The organism is Pseudomonas sp. SJZ103, from assembly GCF_007828335.1.
Lineage (GTDB): Bacteria > Pseudomonadota > Gammaproteobacteria > Pseudomonadales > Pseudomonadaceae > Aquipseudomonas.
On the sequence record NZ_VIUN01000021.1, the window covers coordinates 60,525 to 84,637 of the forward strand.

19 protein-coding genes and 6 pseudogenes are annotated in these 24,113 nt (G+C 61.1%); 15 read left to right on the forward strand and 10 right to left on the reverse strand.

The annotated features are described in order from the left end of the window. The first annotated feature begins 36 nt into the window (after window positions 1-36). From FBY10_RS29340 to FBY10_RS29385, 11 genes and pseudogenes are all read left to right on the forward strand, one after another. Entirely contained in the window at window positions 37-1,068 is a 1,032-nt protein-coding gene (locus FBY10_RS29340; protein ID WP_256663611.1) for a methyl-accepting chemotaxis protein, read from the forward strand. Window positions 1,069-1,081: 13 nt separating this feature from the next. Beyond that, a complete protein-coding gene (locus FBY10_RS29345) occupies window positions 1,082-1,450 on the forward strand; it encodes a response regulator (RefSeq protein ID WP_027605685.1) in 369 nt (122 codons plus the stop codon). A 33-nt stretch (window positions 1,451-1,483) separates the two neighbouring features. Beyond that, window positions 1,484-1,801 carry a lipid asymmetry maintenance protein MlaB gene (locus FBY10_RS29350; protein WP_131696443.1) on the forward strand — a complete coding sequence of 106 codons (318 nt, stop codon included), beginning with the start codon at window positions 1,484-1,486 and terminating at the stop codon, window positions 1,799-1,801. A gap of 4 nt (window positions 1,802-1,805) precedes the next feature. Then, entirely contained in the window at window positions 1,806-3,950 is a 2,145-nt protein-coding gene (locus FBY10_RS29355) for a chemotaxis protein CheA (protein WP_178116814.1), read from the forward strand. A gap of 23 nt (window positions 3,951-3,973) precedes the next feature. Beyond that, window positions 3,974-5,491, forward strand: a pseudogene (locus FBY10_RS32375) (MCP four helix bundle domain-containing protein); the annotation flags it as partial. 321 nt (window positions 5,492-5,812) lie between these two features. Continuing rightward, a pseudogene (locus tag FBY10_RS31940) lies at window positions 5,813-6,391 on the forward strand (methyl-accepting chemotaxis protein); the annotation flags it as partial. A gap of 3 nt (window positions 6,392-6,394) precedes the next feature. After that, a complete protein-coding gene (locus FBY10_RS29365; RefSeq protein ID WP_131696441.1) occupies window positions 6,395-6,907 on the forward strand; it encodes a chemotaxis protein CheW in 513 nt (170 codons plus the stop codon). A gap of 55 nt (window positions 6,908-6,962) precedes the next feature. Next, complete coding sequence (locus tag FBY10_RS29370) at window positions 6,963-7,487, forward strand: chemotaxis protein CheW (RefSeq protein ID WP_131696440.1); 525 nt, start codon at window positions 6,963-6,965, stop codon at window positions 7,485-7,487. 21 nt (window positions 7,488-7,508) lie between these two features. Continuing rightward, window positions 7,509-8,312 carry a protein-glutamate O-methyltransferase CheR gene (locus FBY10_RS29375; RefSeq protein ID WP_145338661.1) on the forward strand — a complete coding sequence of 268 codons (804 nt, stop codon included), beginning with the start codon at window positions 7,509-7,511 and terminating at the stop codon, window positions 8,310-8,312. Next, window positions 8,305-8,823: a chemotaxis protein CheD gene (locus FBY10_RS29380; RefSeq protein ID WP_131696438.1), complete on the forward strand. Its 519-nt coding sequence runs from the start codon at window positions 8,305-8,307 to the stop codon at window positions 8,821-8,823. Before FBY10_RS29375 ends, FBY10_RS29380 begins: the two co-directional genes overlap by 8 nt. Continuing rightward, window positions 8,820-9,890, forward strand: coding sequence for a chemotaxis response regulator protein-glutamate methylesterase (locus FBY10_RS29385; RefSeq protein ID WP_145338662.1), 1,071 nt, complete (start codon window positions 8,820-8,822; stop codon window positions 9,888-9,890). The genes FBY10_RS29380 and FBY10_RS29385 overlap by 4 nt, the downstream gene beginning before the upstream one ends. Window positions 9,891-9,920: 30 nt before the next feature. On the opposite strand, the gene FBY10_RS29390 is transcribed toward FBY10_RS29385, so the two are convergent. The 8 genes and pseudogenes from FBY10_RS29390 to FBY10_RS29420 all read right to left on the reverse strand — a co-directional run bounded on the left by FBY10_RS29390 (window position 9,921) and on the right by FBY10_RS29420 (window position 18,499). Further along, window positions 9,921-11,561, reverse strand: a complete 1,641-nt coding sequence (locus tag FBY10_RS29390; RefSeq protein WP_145338663.1) for an AMP-binding protein — start codon at window positions 11,559-11,561, stop codon at window positions 9,921-9,923. 116 nt (window positions 11,562-11,677) lie between these two features. Further along, window positions 11,678-11,947, reverse strand: a pseudogene (locus tag FBY10_RS32380) (methyl-accepting chemotaxis protein); the annotation flags it as partial. After that, window positions 11,933-12,946, reverse strand: a pseudogene (locus FBY10_RS32075) (PAS domain-containing protein); the annotation flags it as partial. The pseudogenes FBY10_RS32380 and FBY10_RS32075, both read right to left, overlap by 15 nt. Window positions 12,947-12,965: 19 nt before the next feature. Continuing rightward, window positions 12,966-14,225 carry a GTP-binding protein gene (locus tag FBY10_RS29400; protein WP_131696434.1) on the reverse strand — a complete coding sequence of 420 codons (1,260 nt, stop codon included), beginning with the start codon at window positions 14,223-14,225 and terminating at the stop codon, window positions 12,966-12,968. Continuing rightward, window positions 14,222-14,884 (reverse strand): nitrile hydratase subunit beta, encoded by a 663-nt coding sequence (gene nthB / locus FBY10_RS29405; protein WP_145338665.1) that lies wholly within the window; start codon window positions 14,882-14,884, stop codon window positions 14,222-14,224. The genes FBY10_RS29400 and nthB overlap by 4 nt, the downstream gene beginning before the upstream one ends. 40 nt (window positions 14,885-14,924) lie before the next feature. Next, the gene (gene nthA / locus FBY10_RS29410; RefSeq protein WP_131696432.1) at window positions 14,925-15,509 is read right to left on the reverse strand and encodes a nitrile hydratase subunit alpha; all 585 of its coding nucleotides are present in this window, start codon (window positions 15,507-15,509) and stop codon (window positions 14,925-14,927) included. A gap of 84 nt (window positions 15,510-15,593) precedes the next feature. Further along, window positions 15,594-17,108, reverse strand: coding sequence for an amidase (locus tag FBY10_RS29415; protein WP_145338666.1), 1,515 nt, complete (start codon window positions 17,106-17,108; stop codon window positions 15,594-15,596). A 332-nt stretch (window positions 17,109-17,440) separates the two neighbouring features. Next, window positions 17,441-18,499: a phenylacetaldoxime dehydratase family protein gene (locus FBY10_RS29420; RefSeq protein WP_145338667.1), complete on the reverse strand. Its 1,059-nt coding sequence runs from the start codon at window positions 18,497-18,499 to the stop codon at window positions 17,441-17,443. Window positions 18,500-18,741: 242 nt separating this feature from the next. Here FBY10_RS29420 and FBY10_RS29425 point away from each other — a divergent pair, with 242 nt between their 5' ends. Next, window positions 18,742-19,677 (forward strand): helix-turn-helix domain-containing protein, encoded by a 936-nt coding sequence (locus FBY10_RS29425; protein ID WP_131696429.1) that lies wholly within the window; start codon window positions 18,742-18,744, stop codon window positions 19,675-19,677. Window positions 19,678-19,833: 156 nt separating this feature from the next. Here the strand turns inward: FBY10_RS29425 and FBY10_RS29430 are convergent, their stop codons facing one another. Next, window positions 19,834-20,415, reverse strand: coding sequence for a helix-turn-helix domain-containing protein (locus FBY10_RS29430; protein ID WP_131696651.1), 582 nt, complete (start codon window positions 20,413-20,415; stop codon window positions 19,834-19,836). A 156-nt stretch (window positions 20,416-20,571) separates the two neighbouring features. On the opposite strand from FBY10_RS29430, the gene FBY10_RS29435 reads away from it, so the two are divergent. Together FBY10_RS29435 and FBY10_RS29440 are read left to right on the forward strand one after the other, a co-directional pair. Then, entirely contained in the window at window positions 20,572-21,465 is an 894-nt protein-coding gene (locus tag FBY10_RS29435; RefSeq protein ID WP_145338668.1) for a DMT family transporter, read from the forward strand. A 225-nt stretch (window positions 21,466-21,690) separates the two neighbouring features. After that, window positions 21,691-23,499, forward strand: coding sequence for an ABC transporter ATP-binding protein (locus tag FBY10_RS29440; protein WP_145338669.1), 1,809 nt, complete (start codon window positions 21,691-21,693; stop codon window positions 23,497-23,499). A 52-nt stretch (window positions 23,500-23,551) separates the two neighbouring features. Here FBY10_RS29440 and FBY10_RS29445 read toward each other — a convergent pair. Next, a pseudogene (locus FBY10_RS29445) lies at window positions 23,552-23,773 on the reverse strand (UTRA domain-containing protein); the annotation flags it as partial. A 27-nt stretch (window positions 23,774-23,800) separates the two neighbouring features. Between FBY10_RS29445 and FBY10_RS32080 the strand changes: the two are divergent. Further along, window positions 23,801-24,091, forward strand: a pseudogene (locus tag FBY10_RS32080) (hypothetical protein); the annotation flags it as partial. Window positions 24,092-24,113: the final 22 nt, after the last annotated feature.

The following is a 24,113-nucleotide window of genomic DNA, read 5'->3' on the forward strand; positions in this document are numbered from 1 at the left end:
GTGGCAGGTGCCGCGTTGTTTGCGCTGTGTATTGGCATGGGCTTGTGGACGAACAAGCGGTACCAGGCACACTGCAATCGCCTTCAGCAACAGCTTGATCAAGCGGCTTCGGTGCCGCCGACGCTGGCCGTCGATAACGGCTTGGCACAAGTGTGCGTCAGCGTGCTGCCGATCTGGTCCCGGCAGATAGAAGCGGCTCGCTCGATCAGTGAAACGTCGATCCTCAAGCTCAGCGAACGCTTTGGCACGCTCTCCTCAAACATCAGTCACAGCGTGTCCAGCAACGGCGGCCAGGATGCCTCGCAACAATTGGTCGACTTGCTGGAAGTCGGCCAGCATGACCTCAATTCCATCGTCCTGGCCCTGCGTGCTGCGCTCTCCAATAAAGAGAATGAACTCAAGGAAGTCATGCAACTCTCCGGGTTCACCGAGCAACTTCAGCAGATGGCCAAGTTTGTCGGTGACATCGCCAGTCAAACCAACCTGCTTGCCCTCAACGCGGCTATTGAAGCCGCGCGAGCCGGGGAGGCGGGACGAGGGTTTGCGGTGGTCGCAGATGAAGTGCGTAAGTTGTCGAGCATGTCCGGCGAGACCGGGCGCAAGATCAGCGAAACCGTGATCACCGTCAACGCCGCCATTGCCCGTACGGTGCAAATGTCCCGCCACCACGCCGAACAAGACACCCTGACCCTCGCCGATTCGGAGCGCGTGGTCTCGCAGGTCATCGAACATTTTCGCGCGACCGCCCAGACCATCGTGCGCAACAGTCATGACCTGCAGCAGCAGAGCGCCAACGTCGCCGACGAGATTGCCCAGGTGCTGGTTGCCCTGCAGTTCCAGGACCGCGTCAGCCAGATGTTGACCTTGATTACCCACGACCTGGACAAGTTGCAGCAGCAACTGGACGAGCGCAATGAGTTGAGCCTCGGCGGACATACCCTGGCGCCGATGACCAGCGACCGTTGGCTGCACGAGTTATCAACGGCCTACACCATGCCGGAGCAGCACGCCATTCATGACGGTAAACCGCATGCGAAGGCGGATGCCAACGAAATCACTTTCTTCTAGAGGAGCTTTTCCGATGAGCAAAACCATTCTGATCGTCGATGACTCGGCCTCCATCCGGCAAGTGGTCAGCATCACGCTCAAAGGCGCCGGTTACGACGTGATCGAAGGCTGTGATGGCAAAGACGCCCTGAGCAAATTGGACGGTCGCAAAATCCACCTGATTGTCAGTGATGTGAACATGCCCAACATGGATGGCCTCAGTTTCGTCAAGGCCGCCAAGCTGTTGCCGGCCTACAAGTTTACGCCGGTCATCATGCTGACCACCGAAGCCAGCGATGCGATGAAGCAGCAAGGCCAGGCCTCCGGCGCCAAGGCCTGGATGGTCAAGCCCTTCCAGCCGGCGCAAATGCTGACTGCCGTCTCCAAGTTGATCCTGCCATAGCGATGACCAGCGACCGCTGGCCAGGAGGTTTGCATGAAAAGCTCCGTCCCGATGCTGCGTCGAATCCAGGTCATGGAGGGCCCGCTGACGATCTATACGGCTGCCGAGCAAAAGGACGTGCTGTTGTCGTTGTTTCCTCTGGCCCATGAAGTGGAGTTGGACCTGTCGAATGTCGACGAGCTGGACAGTGCCGGGTTGCAGCTGTTGATCCTCATCAAACGCGAGTCCCTCAAGGAGGGAACCCAGCTGTTGCTGAGCAACCCCAGCGCTACGGTGAGCGAAGCACTGCGCCTCAGCGGTCTTGACGACTACTTCACCAATGCCTGTTTCACCCAGTCGGTCGGAGCGTAATCGTATGGCCCAGCCCATGAACATGGATGATGTGCTGCAGACTTTCATTGCCGAAAGTCGCGAGCTTCTGTTGCAAATGGAAGATGCGCTGCTGCAGATCGAGAAGTCGCCGCAGGACCTGGACACTATCAACGGCCTGTTCCGCGTGGCCCACACCATCAAAGGCTCGGCCGGCCTGTTTGGCTTGATGCCGATCGTTGAGTTCACCCATGTCGCCGAAAGCGTGCTGGACCGGGTGCGCAGCCTGGAGGTGCGCGTCGATGAGGCGCTGAGTGCGTTGTTTCTCGACGCCCGCGACCATATCGGCCAATTGATTGACCTGTTGGCCGAGGACGGCAACCTGGATCGCTTGGATGAACCGCTGCGGGCGCAGGGTCAATCGCTCATTGAGCGGCTGTCGCTGTATCTGGAGGCGGCGGTCTCGACGCCAGCGCCGGCCCTTCAAGCGACGTCGCCGGCGGATGAGCAGGGCGGCAGTCCCGGCCATTGGCATTTGTCCCTGCGCTTTGGCCCGGATGTGTTGCGCAATGGCATGGACCCCTTGGCGTTCCTGCGTTACCTGAGCACGCTGGGGCGTTTGCTGCACACCGTTACCTTGTTCGATGGCTTGCCACCCCTGGCCGCCATGGACGCGGAAACCAACTACCTGGGGTTTGAACTCGCACTGGCCAGCGACGCCCCCCTTGAGGTGATCGACGGTGCCTTTGATTTTGTCCGCGAGGACGCGCTCGTGCAGATCCTCGCACCACACGCCACGGTGCAGGCATGTCGCGCCCATCTCGACGCACTACCCGAAGACAATGCCGGGCTGCTCGAGCTGTTGGTGCGTTGCGGCACACTGACCGAGGCCCAGGCCTTGCTCGTGACCCAGGACGCTGAGCCCGCACCGGTCGAGACACGCAGTGAGCCTGATGCCCAGGATCCGACGACGCCGTTGATCAAGGCCGGCAAGGCTGCGGCGAGCAACGAAGCCAGCCTGATTCGGGTCGATGCCGCCAAGCTGGACCAACTGATCAACCTGGTCGGTGAGCTGATCATCGCCGGTGCCGGCGCCAACCTGGTGGCGGTGCGCAGCGGCATCGGCGAGATGATCGAAGCCACCAGCCTGTTATCGCGATTGGTTGAGGAAGTACGCGACTCGGCACTGACCCTGCGCATGGTGCAGATCGGCGCGACCTTCACGCGGTTCCAGCGTGTGGTGCGGGACGTCTCCAAAGAGTTGGGCAAGGACATTGTGCTGCACATCGGCGGCGGTGAGACCGAGCTGGACAAGACCGTCGTCGAACGCATCGGCGACCCGCTGACCCATTTGGTGCGCAATGCCATGGACCACGGCATCGAGCCGGCGGCGACGCGCCTCCAGCGTGGCAAGCCGGCCCAGGGCACGGTACGCCTGAACGCCTATCACGAATCCGGCAGCATCGTGATTGAGGTGTCCGACGACGGCGGCGGCCTGGCCAAGGACAAGATCCTGGCCAAGGCCCGTGAGCGTGGCTTGGTGGGAGAGGGCCAGCAGCCGTCGGACAAAGACATTCTGAATTTGATCTTCGAGCCGGGATTCTCCACCGCCGACCAAGTCAGCAACCTGTCCGGCCGTGGCGTGGGCATGGACGTCGTGAAACGCAATATCACGGCGTTGCGCGGCAGCGTCAGCCTCGAGAGCGAACTGGGGCAGGGCACCACTGTGCGGATCCGCCTGCCGCTGACGCTGGCAATCATTGACGGCTTTCTGATCGGAGTGGGCAAGGCTTCCTATGTCATTCCGCTGAATATGGTCGAGGAGTGCATCGAGCTGGCGCCTCAGGCGGGAGCCGAAACCGATTACCTGGACCTGCGCGGGGATGTGCTGCCGATCCTGCGGTTAAGGGATCTGTTTGATGTGCAAGAGCCCGGAGGCAACCGCGAGAACGTGGTCGTCGTGCAATACGCAGGCCTGCGGGCCGGCCTGGTGGTAGATCGCTTGCAGGGGGAGTTTCAAACCGTGATCAAACCACTCGGCAAAGTGTTTGGTGACGCCCATGGGCTGGGCGGTTTCACGATCCTCGGCAGCGGAACCGTCGCCCTGATTCTGGACATACCCAATTTGCTGGGACGTATTGCCAAGGAAGCCACACACCGTTCGACCCCCAATTCTTTATCGACTCAATGAAGCGTCATCAGGAGTGCCTCGCCATGACCGTTATCAGAAACATCATGTTGTTGGTTTTCACGGCAATGCTGGGTGTCGTCGTGTTGGGTGGCACCAGCCTGTATCTGGCTGGTGAAATCAAGACGAGCGCCAGCTATGCCAACGTCAATACGGTGCCCAGCCTGCTGGAAATCGACCGTGCCGCAACAGCGTTCACCGACCTTCACGCATTGCAATGGCAGCGCTTGAACGATCCCGGAAAAAATCTGGTCGCCAGTTACGCGGACAGCGTGGCACAGGACTTCAGTGTGGTTGGCAAAGCCCTGGATCGCTATCAGGCCGAGTTGACCTCCGACGAGCATGACGCGTCGCTGTTGAAACAACTGCGTGGTCACTTGGCTGAGTTCGCTGCCTTGCAGGCGCGCTTCGACAAGCTTATCGACAACGGTGATCAAGCCTCGGCCCGTACATTGATTGAGACGAGCCAACCGTTGCAGACCACGGTGATTTCAGCGATCAGTGAGCTGCGCGAATACAACCTGGAGCTGGGGCGAAAAGGCCAATTGCAAGCCACCGCCATCGAGAAGAATGCGCGCTACATCATCCTGTTGGTGAGCGGCCTGACTCTGTTCGCAACCATCCTGGTCGGCACCTTGCTCGGGCGTAACCTGATGCGCCGGCTCGGTGCCGAACCGACCGTGGTGCAAGCCTATGCGGCACGTCTATCGGCTGGCGAGCTGAATGCCAAGGCGACGCTCAAGCAGGGCGACACCACCAGCCTGATGGCGAGCATGCAGCAGTTGGGCGCGAACCTGCACGCGTTGATCGTGGAGATGGACCGTATGTCCAGTGAACACGACAAGGGCGAGATCGACGCACAGATCGATGCCGGCCGCTTTCATGGCAGTTACCGCTCCATGGCCCAGGGCATCAACGATATGGTCAACGGCCACATCGCGGTGAAGAAAAAAGCCATGGCCTGCATACGCTCCTTTGGTAACGGTGATCTGTCTGCACCCCTGGAACAATTCCCCGGCAAAAAGGCCTTTATCAACGAAAACATCGAGCTGCTGCGCACCAACATCCTGGCGCTGATCAATGAAATGCAGCACATGTCCAGCGAGCATGAAAAAGGTGACATTGACGTCATGATTGACGTCGAGCGGTTCGCGGGCTCGTACCGTGATATCGGCCAGGGTATCAACGAGATGGTCAACGGCCATATCAGCGTGAAGAAAAAAGCCATGGCCTGTATTCGCGCGTTCGGCGAGGGCGATTTGTCCGCTCCGCTGGAGCAGTTCCCGGGTAAAAAGGCCTTTATCAACGAAAACATCGAGCAACTGCGTGCCAATATCCTGGCCCTTGTCGAGGACACCAGCCAGATCAGTGACAGTGCGCTGATCGGCAAGCTGGACACCCGGCCTGACGTGGCCCGGCACCAGGGGGATTTCCGCCGCATCATCGTCGGGATCAATGGTTCTCTGGACGCAATCATCGTACCGATTACCGAGGCCATGGACGTGTTGTCGGCGATGTCCGGTGGCGACCTGACTCGCACCATTACCGGTGACTACCAGGGCAAGTTCCTCGAGCTGAAGAACTCGGTCAACGACACGGTGGAAAAACTCTCGGAAATCATCGGCGAAGTGCGCGGGTCAGCGGACTCGCTGTCGAGTGCCTCGGAAGAGATCTCCGCCACCGCCCAAAGCATGGCTCAGTCGGCTTCCGAGCAAGCGGCATCGGTCGAACAGACCTCGTCGTCGATGGAGCAAATGTCGGCGTCCATTTCCCAGAACACCGAAAATGCCAAGGTCACCGACGGCATGGCGGGTAAAGCCAACAAGGAAGCGTCGGAAGGCGGTCGTGCCGTGAAGGACACCGTGGCAGCGATGAAAACCATCGCCGAAAAAATCGGCATCGTCGATTCCATCGCCTACCAGACCAACTTGCTGGCGCTCAACGCAGCGATCGAAGCGGCACGGGCCGGCGAGCACGGCAAAGGCTTCGCCGTGGTCGCGGCCGAAGTGCGCAAACTGGCGGAGCGCAGCCAGATCGCCGCACAGGAAATCAGTGAAGTGGCCAAGAACAGCGTGGCCTTGGCCGAGCGGGCGGGCAACTTGCTGGACGAGATAGTGCCTTCGATTGCCAAGACCTCCGACCTGGTGCAGGAAATTGCGGCTGCCTCGGAAGAGCAATCCATCGGTTCCGAGCAAATCAACAGCGCAATGTCGCAGATGAGCCAACTGACCCAGCAAAACGCGTCGGCCTCCGAGGAGCTGGCGGCGACGGCCGAGGAAATGAGTGGCCAGGCCGAGCAGCTGCAGGAACTCATGGGGTTTTTCACCGTGCAAAGCAAACGTGCCGGACGCAATGTCTCGACGCCCCAGATCAGCCGCGCGATGTCCACGCAGGACCATGACAGTCGCTCCTTGGACGGCGGTTTCGTCCGCTTTGGGAGTTGACCCATGGGCACCTCAGCGGTCAGGCAGGGCGCTGTCGAACCTGCGCCGCCAGTGGATGAACCGTTGCAGTACCTGACCTTCCTGGCGGCTCAGGAGATGTACGCGGTCAATACCCTGAGTGTTCGTGAAATCATCGAATACAACCAGGTGACCACCGTACCGATGATGCCGGCATTCCTGCGGGGGGTCATCAATCTGCGCGGCTCAGTGGTGCCGGTCGTGGACCTCAAGGCACGCTTTGACAAGGGGACGACGGAACTGGGCAGTCGGACCTGCATCGTCATCCTTGAGGCCGCGAAGGAGGGCGAATCCCAGGTCCTGGGGGTGGTGGTGGATTCGGTCAGCGAAGTCATCGAGATACTCGACATTGATATCAAGCCCGCACCGGCGTTCGGCAATCATATTCGCACCGACTTCATCCGGGGGATGACCAAGGTGCGAGGCGAGTTCGTCACGCTCCTGCAGATCGAGCATGTGCTGTGTGTCGATGAGATGGCCGGCCTGATGTCTGTTTGACGAGCACACCAGCGCCTGCGGGCGTGACTGGAAAGTATTTGATCCGAGGTGAATCATGGCCCTACCCATCGACAGTCCAGGCAATGCCACAGTATCGAGCCCGAGCCAGTACCTAACCTTTGTGCTGGGGGAGGAGATGTTTGCCGTGGGCACGCTCAACGTCCGGGAAATCATCGAATACGGGCCGATCACCAGCGTGCCGTTGCTGCCTCCCAGCATACGCGGGGTGATTAATCTGCGTGGCGCGGCGGTCCCCGTGCTCGACCTGGGGGTGCGCTTTCGCGGCGAACGCACGGTGCAGACCCCAAGGACCTGCTTTGTGATCATCGAGGTACAGGCCAATGCCCAGCGCAAACCGGTGGGCATCATCGTCGATGCGGTCAGCGAGGTACTGGAGATCGCCGATCAGGATATAGAGCCTTCGTTGAATTTCGGTACCGATGTGAGGGCCGATTTTTTACTGGGTATCGGCAAGCTGGAAAGCGGTTTTGTGCTGTTACTGGACATCGGTCGCGTGTTGTCCCTGGAACAGGTCGATGCGCTGTCCAACCTTGAGTCTTCGCTACCTTCGATCGCCTGAGTGTGCTGTGGGAATGTCCTTATGAACGTGATCCTTTCTGACGCCGAGTTCGCGCAGTTTCGTGACCTCATTTATCAAATCGCGGGCATCAGCCTGTCCGATGCCAAAAAACAGTTGGTGAGCACTCGCCTGGCCAAGCGCTTGCAGGTGCTCACGCTCAACACTTACGGCGCTTACTACAGGGTGTTGATGAAGGACAGCGCGGAGTTGCAGGTGGCGGTGGATCTGCTGACGACCAACGAAACCTACTTTTTTCGTGAGCCCAAGCATTTTGATTTCCTGCGTGATGTAGCGTTGCCCGAACTGCGTGGCAGCGGATCTTTGCGCATATGGAGTGGCGCGTGCTCGACCGGTGAAGAACCCTATACCCTGGCGATGGTCCTGGCTGACAACCTCGCCGGCCGGCCCTGGGAGATTGTCGCATCGGACATCAGCAGCAGGGTGTTGGACAAAGCCCGCCTTGGGCGTTATCCCCTCGACGGCACACGTGGCATCCCTGAGGCGCTGCTGAACAAGTATTGCCTCAAGGGCGTGGGCGCCAACCACGGTTGTTTCATGGTCGACCCGGCGCTGGCGGCAAAGATCAATTTCCAGTCGATCAATCTGAACAACCCGCTGCCGAAACTGGGAATGTTTGATGTGATCTTCCTGCGCAACGTGATGATCTATTTTGACAACGACACCAAAGTGCAAGTGGTCAAGCGACTGATCAGCCACTTGAAGCCGGGCGGGTACTTTCTGGTCAGCCATTCGGAGAGCCTCAACGGCATTACCGACCAGCTGCGACTGGTCAAGCCTTCCATCTACCGGAGGCCACATGCCTGACAGCCGACCGTCCAACGAGGTGTTCCTGAATCCTGGCGATTGGTTTTTCGGCTCGGGTGCGATTCACCTACGTACGGTGCTGGGGTCGTGTGTTGCCTTGGTGTTCTGGCATCCCCGGCGCTTGCTGGGGGGCATGTGTCACTACCTGCTGCCACAGCGCGCCGTGGCCAAACCCGGCGTCCTGGATGGCCGCTACGGCAATGAGGCGTTTGAATTGTTGCTCGCTCGAATACAGTCGATCAAGGCCCGGCCTGCTGAGTTCAGGATCAGCGTATTTGGCGGCGGGAACATGTTTCCTGGGTTTGTGCGCTCGGACAACGATTACGTCGGCCAGCGCAATGTCGAGCAGGCCATGCGCCTGCTCGATCTGCATCATTTGCAGTGTCAACACTTTCATGTGGAAGGCGTGGGTTATCGGACCATTGTGTTCGATCTCACCAGCGGCGAAATAGAACTCAACTACCTGGCCTTGCGAACCCCTAGCAGCCCTCATGGAGAGCGTGCGACATGAGCCTTATCAAAGTGCTGATCATTGATGATTCCGCCGTGGTGCGTCAGGTGCTGACGGCGACCCTGGGGCAAGACCCCGCTATTGAGGTGATCGGCGCGGCGGCAGACCCGGTGTTTGCCATGGACAAGATGAACAAGCAATGGCCGGATGTGATTGTGTTGGACGTCGAGATGCCACGGATGGATGGCATTACGTTCCTGAAGAAGTTGATGGCCGAACGCCCCACGCCCGTGGTCATCTGCTCCACGCTGACCGAAAAGGGCGCGGCCACGACCATGCAGGCCCTGGCGGCCGGCGCGGTCAGTATTGTGACCAAGCCACAACTCAACCTGCGTCAGTTTCTGACCGACAGTTCTGATGAATTGGCGGGCGCCGTCAAGGCCGCTGCCCGGGCCAACATGAAGCGTATGGTGCCGTCCAGTGAACGGGTACCGGCAAGGCTGACGGCCGACGTCATATTGCCCGCGGGTACCCAGGCGATGGCGCGCACCACCGAGAACATTGTCGCCATTGGAACGTCCACGGGCGGCACCCAAGCCCTGGAGTTGGTGTTGACCGCCTTGCCCAGGGTTTGCCCGGGAATCGTGATCGTGCAGCACATGCCCGAACACTTCACCGCTGCGTTTGCCGAGCGCCTCAATCGACTGTGCGAGATCGAGGTCAGGGAGGCGAAGAACGGTGACCGGGTTACCCCCGGTTGCGCGCTGATTGCCCCCGGTGGCCGACACATGGTGCTCAAGCGCAGTGGCGCCCAATACCAGGTGGAAATTGTCGACGGTCCGCCGGTCAGCCGCCATCGACCTTCGGTTGATGTGCTGTTTCGTTCGGTTGCCCGCAGTGCCGGGAGTAACGCGTTGGGGATCATCATGACGGGGATGGGCGACGATGGCGCCCGGGGCCTGAAGGAAATGCACGACAACGGTGCCCGCACCCTGGGCCAGGATGAAGAGTCCTGTGTGGTGTATGGCATGCCCAAAGAGGCGTTCAAGCTGGGTGCCGTGGAGCGTGAGTTGCCCCTTGAGCAGATCTCGGCGGCGATTCTGCAATCCATGCATCAGCGCCGCTGACTGTTCAGCCTGGGCATAACGGCCACGCTTTCATGCATCGAGCGCCTGCTGCCGGGCAATTTCCTGATTGCGCAGAATAAAGCGTTGCAACTTGCCACTGGGGGTCTTGGGGAGCTGGTCGACGAACTCCACTTCCCGGGGATAAGCATGCGCGGCCAGGCGTTGCCGCACATGCAGGCGCAGTACTTCGGCCAGCTCGGCACTCGGCTGATACTGGCTGCCGAGTACGACAAAGGCTTTGATCAGCTCGGTGCGCTGCGGGTCGGGCTTGCCGATCACCGCCGCTTCGATCACCGCCGGGTGTTCGATCAGCGCGCTCTCGACGTCGAACGGCCCGACGCGGTAGCCGGACGTGGTGATCACATCATCGTTGCGGCCAACGAAGCTGATACTGCCGTCGTCATTCAGTTCCACACTGTCGCCGCTGAGGTAATAGCGGCCCACAAAGGCCCGAGTGGGCATACCCAGGTAGCCGTCGAACCAGCAAAGGGGCGAGCGCTCGCGATCCACCGCCAGGACGCCCGGCTGACCCGCCGGCAATTCCCGATGCGCCTCATCCAGCACGACGATGCGGTAGCCGGGCACCGCATAACCCGCCGAGCCCTCACGGACCGGGTGACGCAAACCATGGTGATTGCACAACACCATGCCGATTTCCGTCTGGCCGTAATGGTCGTGAATGGTCACGCCGAGTTGCTCGGCAAACCAACGGATCACGTGTGGGTTGAGCGGCTCGCCGGCACTGCTGACGGCACGCAGGCGGCCGCGCACGGCGCCGGCGAACGCTGCGCCTTCGGCAATCAACAGGCGATAAGCCGTGGGTGAGCCGGCCAGATGGGTGATTGCGTACTTGGCAATGACTCGGCACGTACTCTCCACCGTGAAAGGGCCGTTGTAGAACAGCGTGGCATGACCACACGCCAGCGGGCCGGTCACTGCGTAATACAGGCCATAGGCCCAGCCGGGATCGGCCAGGTTCCAGAAGCGGTCGTCCTCACGCAGGCCAATCGAATCGCGCATATAGCCCTTGAAGGCCAGCATGGCGCGCAACGGCACTTCCAGAGGCTTGGCCGGCCCCGTGGTACCCGATGTGCACATCAGCAGGAACGGCGCGTCGGCGTCCAGCAGCACCGGTTCGCATTCGGCGCCCTGGCAATCCAGGGTGCTCCAGAACGGGTAATCGCTTGGGTTTCGCGGGCAGTCGCCGGTGATGACGACGCTTGGGCAGTTGGCAATCTCATCCAGCTTGGGACGGTTTTGGGGATCCGTTACGATCCAGCGCGCGTTGGAGCAGCCCAATCGTTGCTCGATCGCCTTGGGACCAAATGCGGTGAAGAGCGGCTGATAGACAGCGCCCACCCGCCAGGTCCCCAAGATGGCAATCAGCAGTTCAACCGTGCGTGGCATCAGGCCGGCAACGCGGTCGCCCGGTTTTACCCCTTGCTCGCGCAAAAAATGACCGAAGCGTGCAGCGCTGGCCTGCAACTGGCTGAATGTGTATTGCGTGGCGCTGCCATCCTGCGCTTCGCAATACAACGCCACGGCGTCGTCGTGGGCGTGTCGGTCGCAGCATTCGACGCAGGCGTTCAGGGCAGTGAGGTCGCCGTGCAAAGCCCGCTCGGCGGTCTGCTGGTAATTGAAGGATGTGGCCACAGCTTGATAATCACGCATAACGATACCTGGTTCTTATTGTTGGGTGTGTACTGCCAATAGTTGCGTTGCCCACGACTTGCCCATTGAACGACGACGCGTCGCTGAGGGGGCTAGCTGTCCATCATGTCGGCCGCTTGCTGGGTCGCCTGGCTGGTGCGGGTCGCCAGCTTGCGAACTTCATCGGCGACCACCGCGAACCCGCGTCCGGCTTCGCCAGCGCGGGCGGCCTCAATGGCAGCGTTCAATGCCAACAGGTTGGTCTGGCTGGCGATGCCCTGGATGGTGGCGACAATGTGCGTCAGCTTGCGCAGGGTCTCCTGCATCACTCGGTGCTGGTGTTCCTGAGCCTCACGCAGGGTGTTTTCTTCATGGTGGGCATGGATATCGGTGATGGCGCCCACCACTCTTTGCGGGGAACCGTCCTCTGCGCGGCGCGTTTGCCCACGGCCGCGAAACCAGCGGTAATTGCCACTGCTGTGCTTGAGCCGATAATCGACATCAAAGGGTGTTTTTCCGCTGTGGTCTTCGACGTGGGCGACAAACGCCGCGATTGCCCGCGCGCTGTCGTCTGGATGCAGGCGTGAGGTCCAGCTTTCCAATGTATTGGGAAATTCCTCAACCGTGGTGTAACCCAGCAGTCGCCGCATTTGCGAAGACCACCAGATGGTGTTTTTCGGGTTCGCCGGATCACCCGCCACCACCTCAATGTCCCAGAGCCCGTCATGGAGCATTTCACGGGAAATCTCGAAGCGTGTGGCCGCCAGTTCGAGTGACTCTTCGTGCAGGCGCTGTTCATGGATGTCACGCAGGTTTCCGCCGATGGCGACCGGTACGCCTTGCGCATCGCGGCGCGCGACTCCGCTGATCCTGCACCAGCGATAGTCACCGTCTGATGCAAGGGCCATGCGTACGTCCAGCGTAAAGGGGGTTCGCCCGCTGCGATCAGCCAGGTGCCGGGCAAGCGCGTCAAGATGGCGTTGCCGGTCCGTCGCGTGCAGTTGCTCGTTCCAGCGGCCAAGTAGATCAATACCTTGGGTCGGGATCGACGCGGACCCTGTCCACCTCATGGCCCACTCCGGCGCGGGTGCAGCAACACCTGTCGGTTCCAGTTCCCAAAACAGTTCACCTGCGCCTTGAGCGATAAGCGCCCAGCTAGCCTCCCGTTCCTGCAGAAGCGCGTCGCGGCGGGCCAGGTGCTCGGCCAATTGGGCGGCTTCCAATGCCAGCGCGTGTGTCTGTGCTTTCAGTGCTCGCCGCTCTTGCAGCAATGTCTCGACGCCCGCCAGGATGCGTCGCAATAACGGGTTGCTCGACGACAGCGGTGTACTCGCCTGGTCAGGCTCATCCAGTCTGTCGGCAAGCGGAGCCAATACCCAGCGGTTGGTTCGGCTGAAAAAGAGCATGGGCCACCTCTATCTCGGATCAAATGGGGTCGATCGCCATGGGCTGTGTGGGTATGCGGACAAGGGCCCGTTGGTCAAAGGCTGTCGCCCCTGGCAGTGCCTGCCAGGCCAGGGGGCCGGCGGCGATTTCCCGCGCACTCAGCAGGCAGGTGTCGAGCTCGCGCTGTAACGCGTCGGTGTCGAGCCCCTGGCCGATAAACACCAACTCCTGCCGGCAGTCGCCGACCACGCTGTCCCATTTGGCCATGAGGCTCTGCAGCCGATATTCATCCTGGGGCCATTGCGACGGCTCGATGAAGTTCCACCAGCGCCCGACATAGTCCCACTGGAACCGCTTGCCGCTTTGCACCAACAGGCCGGTTTCCAGGTGGCGGCTGGCAATCCAGAAGTAACCTTTACTGCGCAGCAACCGCCCGTTGCACCAGGGCCGCTCGAGAAAGTCGAGCAAACGTTGCGGGTGGAACGGTGCGCGCTCACGGTACACCCAGGACGTTACGCCATAGGTGTCTGACTCGGAGACCGCCGCGTCTGCCACTTCCATTTTCCGCATCCAGCCCGGCGACGCCGCGAGGCTGGGTAAATCAAACAGATGGGTGCCAAGGAGGCTGGCTAACGGCACGTTGCCGTGGGCCATCGGCAGGATCCGCGCAGTCGGGTTGAGGCCCGTGAGGATCGCCTGCACGGCCTGGTAGTGCGCCGCATCGATCAGGTCCAGCTTGTTGACGAGAATAACGTTGGCGTACTCCACCTGTTCGATCAGCAGATCGGCCAGATGGCGCTTGGGCGCGTCCGGTGTTGCGTCGTCGCGGTCAACGGTGTCCGGTGATTCGAGCAGTTCCTGGAAACGACTGCCATCGACCACCGTTACCAAGGTATCCAACCGCGCCAGTTCGCTGAGGCTGAAGCCCTCAGCGTCAAGGAAGGCGAACGTCTCCGCGACCGGCATCGGCTCGGAGATCCCCGTGGATTCAATCAGCAGGTAATCGAAACGCTGCTGGCGTGCGAGCATACTGATCTGCTCGAGCAAGTCAGCGCGCAGGGTGCAGCAGATGCAACCGTTGCTCATCTCGATCAGCTCATCGCGACCCCGGTGCAGCGCGACATCGCGCTGCACCTCTTCGGCATCGATATTGACTTCGCTCATGTCATTGACGATGACGGCCACGCGCAGGCCTTCGCGATTGCGCAGGATATGGTTGAGCAGGGTGGTTTTGCCGGCGCCGAGGAAGCCCGAAAGGACCGTCACCGGCAGTCGACTTGCCTGGGCGCCGTCTGTCATGGGTTCACCGCGCCCGCGCCGGCGGCCTTGTCCAGGTAGCTTTCGAACAGGTCGACCACCACAAAACCCTCATCGGCCGCATCCCCCCACAAGTCTTTCACGGCAAACTCGACGTGGTAGGTGGGTTGATGGGCGGCGCTTACATCGCCATGGCCAATCGCGTCGGGGAAGGGCCATTTCTCTGACGTCCGGTGCAGGACCACGCCTTCCTTGCCGCGCACGTAGGCGGGCATGCGGATATGCCCGGCCACATATTCGTCTCGCACGACCACCCGATCTCCCACCTCGAAGGGCGGCCGCCCCGTGATCGCCGCGCGGCCCTCGGCATGGGCGGGATTCGCCAGCTTGAAGTGGGAGCCCAAGGCCTGATCAAGCTCAGCCTGGGTGATCACGCCGGTTTCGACCAGCAGGGTGGCGGTCGCGATGACGTAGCGTTCGTAGTACTGGGTGCCGACATGCTGGCGCACGTCCAGGCGTTCGACGGCGTGACGCACTTCGTCCACGCTGAACTTTTTCAAGTGGTCGGCACCGATGAACATCAAGCTGTAGGCCAGATGTTCCCAGTCCTGCTTGAACACCTGTTTGTAGCTCAGGCTATTGATGGTGTGAGGGACTTTTCCAAAGCCTTGGAAACCGCCGAGATCGTGAAAGCCATCCATAATCAAAACTCCGGGAGTGAACGATGATGAGGTGTTGTTTTCAGCCCACGCGGGGCAGGGCGACGCCAATCAGCACGTCTTTGGTCACCAGCGTTCGAAGCTGCTCTTCGCTCATGTGTTCTGAGCCTTCAGGCCTGACCGGCACGACCAGGTAGCGGCTTTCGGCGCTGGTATCCCAGACCTTGACCACCATGTCCCGCGGCAACTCCGTTCCCAGTTCGCGCAGTACCGTACGCCCCTCCCGGACCAGGCGTGCGCGAAACTCGAAACCCTTGTACCACTCCGGTGGCAGGCCGAGGACCGGCCAGTTGGTGCAGGAGCACAGGCTGCAGACAATGACGTTCTTCACCGTCGGCGTATCCTCCAGGGCGACGATGTATTCGCCCTGGGGGCCGGTGTAGCCGAACTGGGCGCACGCAGCGGTGCCGTCCTTGAGCAACAGTGCCCGGAACTGCGGATCGACCCATGCCTTGGCCACCACACGGGCGCCGTTCTCGGGGCTCCAGCCGTGCTCCATCAATTGCGTGAGCTGCTCGACATAGCCCTCCGGGATGAGTTCCTTGCTCTTGAGGACTTGAAACAATGCCCAGGCTCTTTCGCCGGGGGTTGAAGTAGCTGTACTCATGGGGTTATTCCTATCAGTCAACACGGGGGTAAAGTCATTGGATTTCTTATCGTTCTTCGGGCGCCGGCGACGCCCGTAGGCGGCTCAGAGCGTGCGCCAGTCCACGGATGCTTCAAACGCCGCCGCAGCCTGGTAAAGGGTGCCTTCGGCATAGTGTTTGGCGACGAGCATCAGCCCGACGGGCAGGCCGTCTACCCGCCCGCACGGAATCGACATGGCGGGATGCCCGGTGATGTCCTGTGGCGCGGTGTTGCCGATCATTTCCAGTGCGCGCGCCACGTACTCAGTGATCGAGCAATCGGCCGGTGGGTGGGGTTGGGCGATGATCGGCGTGGTCGGCATCACCAGCAGGTCGTAGGTCTGGAGTGCCTTGTCATAGCCCTGTCGGGCAAAGCGCGCGAGGTTTTGCGCTTTGGCGTAATAACGCCCGTTGTAGTGGGTGAGTCCGTATTGACCGACGAACATGCACAGCTTGAGCGACGCGGATAATTGGTCGGCCTGTTCGCGCCAGCCGGCCTGTTTGTCCAGCAGGCCGACATCGTAGAGGCCTTTCCAGTTAAAGCCCGCGCCGTTGCCATGCATCATCTGCATGGTCAACCCTTCGCAGCCGATGGGGTGCCACAACGACCCTGCCAGGTTGTGCTCGGGAACGGACACCGGCTCGACATGCGCGCCCAACGCCTCGAGACGGGCGATGGCGTCACGCACTTTCTCGGCGACGCGAGGATCCTGGTTGGCAAGCGCAAACCCCTCTTGCAATACGCCGATCCTGAGCCCGCGCACACCCCTCGCCAGGTAGCTCTGATAGTCATCGACCTGCGGCGAGGCCTGGCGTGGGTCAAGCCCATCCGCGCCGGCCATGGCTTGCAGCATCAGCGCGTTGTCGCGCACGTTGGCGGTGATGGGGCCGACATGATCGATCGTGGCTTCAATCGCCATGACCCCGGAGTAGGGCACCAGGCCGTGGGTCGGCTTCATGCCGTAGGTGCCGCAGAAGGACGACGGGATTCGGATGGACCCGCCTTGATCACCGCCAACGGCCATGTCCACCTCTCCGGCTGCGACCAACGCCGCACTGCCCGAGGAAGAACCGCCGGCGGCGTAACCGTGACGATGGGGGTTGTGCACGGGGGCCGGATCAGAAGTGTGGCTGCCGCCGGACAAACAGTAATGCTCACAGGTGGCCTTGCCCAGGATCGTCACCCCGGCATCCAGCAGACGCGTGACCACGGTGGCGTCGAATGACGGTACGAAACCGGCCAGCGGCGCCGCGCCGTTCATCATCGGCACACCCGCCAGGGAAATGTTGTCTTTCAACGCGACGGTTTTGCCGACCAGCAGGCCCTCACGGGCACCGTTCACTTCAGCCCGGCAGTACCAGGCGTTCAGCGGGTTTTCCTTGTCCGAGGGCCGATAGCCCGAACTGCGTTCGTAGCGTATGGGCGGAACGAAATCAGGCAGTTCGTCGACCAGGTCGTAGGCGTCGAAACTCGGTTGCATCAGGTCCAGATACTGCGCTGCCTGTTCAGGCGTCAGTTGCATGTGCAACTGGGTGGCGAGGTCCTGCAGTTGATCAAGCGTGGGACGAATAATGGCCATGATTTTCCTTGAATTCATCGGTGGTCGGTGGGAAGACGTGAGGCTGTTCAAACACTTCCTGCACCTTCGGGGTCGGATCATTCCGGGTGGCAATGGAGAACAAATTAGGCCTGTTTTGCCACGGCGGCTTGGTTGAACAGGACACTCGTTTGGCTGAACAGGACAGCTCAGCCCGGTGCCACTTCAAGGGCTTGGCTTTTGACGAACGGCACCATTCCCAGCGCGACTCGACGAGACTTCATGGTCAAATACCTGCCAAAAAGTGGCCCCGACCTCATGCGCTAGAGACGAGGGCCAAAAAATAATCGGGACGAAGGGCGCGGTGCCGGGTGTCAGCTTTGCGCGACACCTGCATCACGCAACATGCCGGTCTGCGGGTGGCAGTTGATGTACTCGAACAGCTGGCTCTTGGCGTCCGAGACCGACACTTCGTGGTACAGCCGCAATTTCACCAGGCCGGCCGCCACGCGGAAGAAGGTGACGAAAATGCGCAGGTGGGTGGGATGGGATTCCGCCCAGCGTTCCAGTTTCTCGACCGAACGCCAGTGGCCGATGTTGTAGCTCATGTCGAGGAAGTTGCCGTCGAGGTCGATGTTGCGTACGAATCGATTGCTGTAGCAGCCCAGGGGCGCCCCGTTATCGCGCAGGAAATCCATGCCGTCCTGCAACGTCGGCAGGATTTCGTCGAGGTACAGTGAACGCTCGTCAGCCTCGGCGTCAGCCCAATCCTGGCCGGAGCGTATCAGCGCGATGTTGTCATGGCCCATGACGATGACGCGGCCACCTTTGGCCGGGTCGCCCAGCACCACCTTCAGTTCGCCCGTGGGGCTCATCCAGTTCGTCTGGGACGCCGGGAAACGATCGCGCATCGAGCCCCAGTAACCGTGCTCTTCGATCTCGCCGCTGGTCGTGTCCATGATCGCGCCCACCCCCGGCAACTGCTTCTGGAAGGCGTAGAGGGTTTCGAATTGCTCGGCACGCGGCGCGGTGATTTCGCGAAAATAACCCAGGCCGTCGTTCAGGCGATCCGGCGATGCCCACCAGTCATTGACGGGCGGTGATCGCAACCAGCGGCAATAGGCCGCCGCGTCCTTCCAGTAGCCGACGATCATCAGGTTGTCGTAGCCACTGTTGTCCGTGTGGTGGGTCAGATCATGGGTCTGCGGGCCGTCGGGCAGGCTGAAGCTGCCGACGATGTCGCGCATGGCCTTAAGGGCGCGCGCACGCTGCGCCTCACCGCGAAACTGCACGCCCAGGTAGGCCATCACCACTTGCTTCAAGTGTTCGTCGGCGCGGCCGACCCACATAGGGAAGGGCGGCTGGTAGTCCTCGGGCACACGGCGGGACAACGTCCGTGGGCATCTAAGGTGTTTGTCGATCGCAGATTCCATGGGCGGCTCCTTGTTTTTTTTCAGGTTCAGGCGTAGCGGGCTGGACAGGCCGTGAGGTCATAGTCAGGCATGTGCGAACCGCCTCGCTTTGTTCGCCAGGACAACCGTTTGGTTGGAAAAGACAGGTGCCGGATGCCAGGGCTCAGGAGCGATAAAGGGGGCTGGGCGTGGTCTGAATTTTGCTTCCCAGGATCGACCGGCAGCGTGTCGCTGCTTCAAGTCGTTGCATTAAGGTGAGTGCCATGGCTCAGAACAATCAATATTCCACCCTTGCCGTTTCGCAACCGCGTCGCTTCGATTACTGGAAAGAAGTGGTGTGTCGCCATTGTCTTATGGCTGACAGCAAACCCTCGACCCAGAGCGATTTCAACGGAACGCTCCAGGTCTCCGGTGTGGGGGCGCTGGATGTCTCCAGGCTGTCGTCCCCGCTGCATCATTGGGTCCGTTCCGAGCGGCATTTACGCAGTGGCCCCGCAGAAGACCTGTGGCTGGGCTTCACCCTCAATGGGTATGGCGAAATTGAGCAAGAGGGGCGCAAGGCCACACTGGGGGCCGGTAATTTGTTCCTTTATGACGCAACCCGACCGTTCCGATTCAGCCTGGGGGGGAGCGAAAACCACTTGATGCGCATCCCTCGGCAGTTACTGACTGAGCGGTTGCCGCGTGTGGCGGAATGCACCGCAATGGTGCTGGATGACCGCCGCCCCGGCGTGGTGCCGTTGCGCGAGATGCTGCGCCAGATGGCGAACACTCCCGTGCTTCTGGAGGATGGAGGCATTTGCAATCGTTACTCCAACACGATAATCGACCTGCTCGTGATCAGCCTGGAACTCCAGGACCTGAAGACGACTCATCAGGAGCTGGATCTTTATGCGCGGATAATGACCTATATCCAGCACCACTTGAGCGAGCGAGAACTGTCGATCGAGCTGATCGCCCAAGCCCACCACGTGTCCACCCGAACGGTGACCCGTGCATTCGCCCGTCATCAGAAAAGCCCGGTCGCAGAGATCTGGAAAGAACGGCTGAATGCCAGTCGCGCGGCCATCGAGTGCGGCCAGGTGCGCAGCGTTTCCCAAGCCGCACTGGACTTCGGTTTTTCCGATTTCTCCCACTTCAGCCACGCGTTTCGCAAGGCGTTTGGTGTTGCGCCTCACACGCTCTTGACGCGCAACTGACGGGGCCCCAAAAAAAGGCGGGGGTTATTGGCGTCCTGCTCGATAAAATTGACGAGATGAAAGGGTTAAGTTGCTAGCGATCCCCCTGCCGATTCAAGCCCGAGTCGCGACCGACGCAGCCTCGCCGGGGCTCGGCAGCTACGGATTTGACAGGCGTCAGGAATGCTCGATCACCATCACCGCCGTGGTGTCCGCCTCAAGTGCCTCGAACACATGAGGCACATTCGCCAAGTAGCTGATGTAGTCGCCGGCGTTGAGCAATACCGGGCCACTCGCCGGGCCGATACGTGCACTGCCACTGCACAGCACCACATGCTCTACGGTGCCCTGCGGGTGAGGCTGAGACAGACGAACTTCGCCGGGCTGCACCTTGAGTCGGTAGATATCGCGCTGTACGCCGGCCGGGCAATCGGCAAGCAGTGTCGCTGCGTAATGGGCCGTCTCGGCATAGGCGGTCATGCCCTCGTTAGCGCGAATCACCCGCAGGGCCTGCCGGGGCTGTTCGAAGAACCGGGTGACTTGCAAGCCCATGGCCATCGCCAGCGACCACAAGGTTTCGATGCTGGGGTTACCGATGCCCGACTCCAATTGAGACAAGGTCGACTTCGCTACCCCGGCGCGCTTCGCCAGCTCGGTCAAGGAAAGCCCGGCGGCCAGGCGCTCGCGCTTGATTGACAGCGCCAGCAGATCGATTCGACTCGGATTATTTCCCGGCAGGTTGTTCGTTATATCGGTCATTTGTTTTATAAACCATCCTTGAATAGGTTGACGCTCTTGGGGGGTATGTTCAGTATATCGGCCATTAGTTCATTATAAAGTTGTATTTGCCAGCCTATTTCCCCGCGAACGGTGGCTTGGGCCAGGGTGATGTCGATAGCAAGGAAGCCATAAGTGATGAAGTCGAAAACCCGTGGGACGCTCGAAATGACCTTGGCCATGGCCATCTCCGGCACAGTCGGCTGGTTCGTCGTCATGTCGGGGCAGAGCCCGGAGGCGGTGGTGTTCTGGCGTTGCCTGTTCGGCGCCATGGCGATGCCGGTCGCGTACCTGGTGCCTGGGGGGCTGCGCAGCGCGCGGATCGCTGCCCGGCCATTCATTCTGGTGTGCCTGGGCGGGGTGGCGCTGATCCTCAACTGGGTGCTGCTGTTCGGTGCCTACACACATGCCTCTATCGCCATTGCCACGGTGGTCTACCACGTTCAGCCGTTCATGCTGGTCGGCCTGGGTGCGCTGTTTTTTGCCGAACGCCTCAGTGTCGCCAAGGTCGGCTGGCTGCTGTTGGCCTTCGCCGGGCTGATGCTGATCGTGTCCGCCAAGTGCCGTGGGCAGGCCACCGGCGCCGACTACCTGCTGGGCGTCTGCCTGGCGCTGGCTTCGGCCTTTTGCTATGCCGTGGCGGCGGCTATCACCAAGCGTCTCAAGGATTTTCCCGCGCACCTGATCGTGCTGATCCAGATGGTGGTCGGCGTGCTGGTGCTGGCACCGTTCGTGGACTTCACTGGGGGCGAAACGCTCAAGGGCGCCTGGACTTACCTGATCATTATCGGGGTGGTCCATACCGGGCTGATGTCGACCCTGCTGTACAGCGCCATCCAGAAAATCCCCACGGCACTGGTCGGGGCACTGTCGTTCATCTATCCGATTGTCGCTATCCTGGTCGACTGGGTAGCCTTCGCCCATCCCCTCAGCACCCTGCAAGTGATGGGCGCAGGCGCGATCCTGCTGGCGGCGGCGGGCATGAATTTTGGCTGGTCGCTGGGCCGCGCGGGGCGTCAGGACGTGACGTAAGGTCGGGCGCCCAACCGCCATCGAGTCAAAAGACGTCACGCCAACCACTGGCGGCAATGCGCCTGGGAAGAACATCCATGAATACTCATGGTTCTGGTGTCACGGCCTGTCATAATCCGGGGGGGCGCGCCTGGATCCGGGAGCGAGTGGCGCAGAGCCCGCCCGTATCCATGGCTCTCGGCAGTCCGGCCCGCTTTCACAACCCTCTAGGAGTCCGTGCCATTCATGGTGCTGTTCAATCGATTGAGCGCGTTTTCGATCCAGGCGCGCAGGGCACTGGGACTGGTGTGGGAAACCTCACGGCCACTGTTCACGGGGCTGTTGCTGGCGACGATTGTCGCCGGACTGCTGCCCGCACTGGCCGCCTGGATTGGACAGCGCATTGTTGATGGCGTGGTCCACGCCATGCAGGTTCATGCGGCCGGCAGCCAGGCACCCGTGTGGCTGGTGATGCGCTACGTGCTGGCCGAGGCCGGTGTGCTGGCGTTGTTGGCGGCGGCGCAACGGGCGCTGTCGATGCAGCAGTCGCTGCTGCGGGTGAAGCTGGGCGTGAAGGTCAACTTGATGGTCTTGGAGAAAGCCCAGACCCTTTCGCTGCTGCAATTTGAAGACGCTGAGTTCTACGACAAGTTGGTGCGTGTGCGCCAGGGTGCTTCGACGCGCCCGCTGAGCCTGGTGACGAAAGGACTGGGGTTGGTGCAGAACCTCATTTCGCTGGTCAGCTTTGCTGTCCTGTTGGTGCACTTTTCGCCGTGGGCCCTGTTGATTCTAGTGGTCGGCGCGTTGCCGGTGTTCTTCGCCGAGACGCATTTTTCCGGCAATGCGTTCCGCTTGTTCCACCGGCGTGCACCGGAGACGCGTCAGCAGAACTACCTGGAATCCTTGCTCTCCCACGAGTCCCATGCCAAGGAGGTCAAGCTGTTTGGCCTGGCACCGCTGTTCCTCCAGCGCTATCGCGACAACGCCCAGCGTTTGTATACGGAGGACCGCCAACTGACGCTGCGCCGTGACGCCTGGGGCTTCGCATTGGGCCTGCTGGGCACCGCAGCGTTTTACCTGGCCTACGCCTGGGTGGTACTCGACACCGTGCGTGGCCAGACGAGCCTGGGCCAGATGACCATGTACATCGTGCTGTTCAAGCAGGGGCAAGCCGCAATCACCGCCAGCCTCAGCGCCATTGCCGGGCTGTACGACGACAGCCTGTTTCTCTCGGACCTGTATGAATACCTTGAAACCCCCGTGATCACGCCGCGCGGCCGACTCACCCAAGGGGCGCGCCCTGGCGATGGCCTGCGCTGCGAACAGGTGGGTTTCACCTACCCGGGTGCTGAATCTGCCGCGCTGCGCAATATCAACCTGCACCTGGCACCGGGGAAAAGCCTGGCGCTGGTGGGTGAAAATGGCTCCGGCAAAACCAGCCTGATCAAACTGCTGACCCGTCTGTATGCCCCGGATGAAGGCCGCATACTGCTGGATGGCAGCGACCTGCAGGAGTGGGACGAACACACCCTGCGCCAGCGTATCGGCGTTATTTTCCAGGACTACATCCGCTACCAGATGACCGTCGGCGAAAACCTGGGGGTGGGTGACGTCGACGCCCTGGACGACCAGGTACGCTGGCGCAGCGCTGCCACTCAAGGCGTGGCGGCCGATTTTATCGAGCGCCTGAGCCATACCTATTCAACCCAGCTGGGACGCTGGTTCGGAGGTCAGGAACTGTCCGGTGGGCAGTGGCAGAAAGTCGCCTTGTCGCGGGCGTACATGCGTCAGGATGCCGATCTGCTGATCCTCGATGAACCCACCGCCGCGCTGGATGCCGGGGCTGAGGCGGCGGTGTTCGAGCACTTTCGCGAGCATGCCAAGGGCCGCATGACCCTGTTGATTTCCCACCGTTTTTCCAGTGTGCGCAGTGCGGATCACATTATTGTGTTGGAACGCGGGCAGATTCTGGAGGAGGGCAGCCATAGCCAGCTGATGGCTGCGGGTGGACGTTATGCCGAGCTGTTCGACGTTCAGGCGCGGGGTTATCGTTAGGAAACCCACCGCCGCGTATCTTCCGATCCCTTCAAGCGACGTGTGCGGACCTCTATTTGGCAGGGCCGGATTTGAACACGCCGCTGAGTACAAACGCATAGCGTTCCGGGCGGATAAAGAAGGTGGTGCGGTCGCAGCAGCGCCCGTCGGCAAAGTAAGAGCTGCGCTCCATCACCAGCAGCGCGGTGCCGCGTTTGACGTGCGGGATGCTGGCCAGGCTGGTATCGGCCGTTTGCGCACGAATGGCCAGGTCGGCACGGATGACGGCCAGGCCGGGTGAATTCGTCGCGATCCTCGGGCCGTCCGGTTGCGCCTGGGCGGCGCACGCATCAAGGACCGCTATCGCGGCGCCTACTGGACCGGAGAAAGGCGCGTGACGGGAGCGGTCATCAACGGTTTTCGCGCCTTGGGCCTCGATCACCCGGAGCAAACCGTATGGCGCAAGGACGCCACGACCCTGGCCTTTCGCACCGACACCAACGGCGAAACCGACAGTATCGAAATCGACCTGTCGCAATTGGCCGGCGCGACGTTGCAGATCCGCAGCCGCATCGACAACTACATCAAGGTCGGCGATCCGTCTGAACCCCAACGCGGGGTAAGCCCGCTCGCCA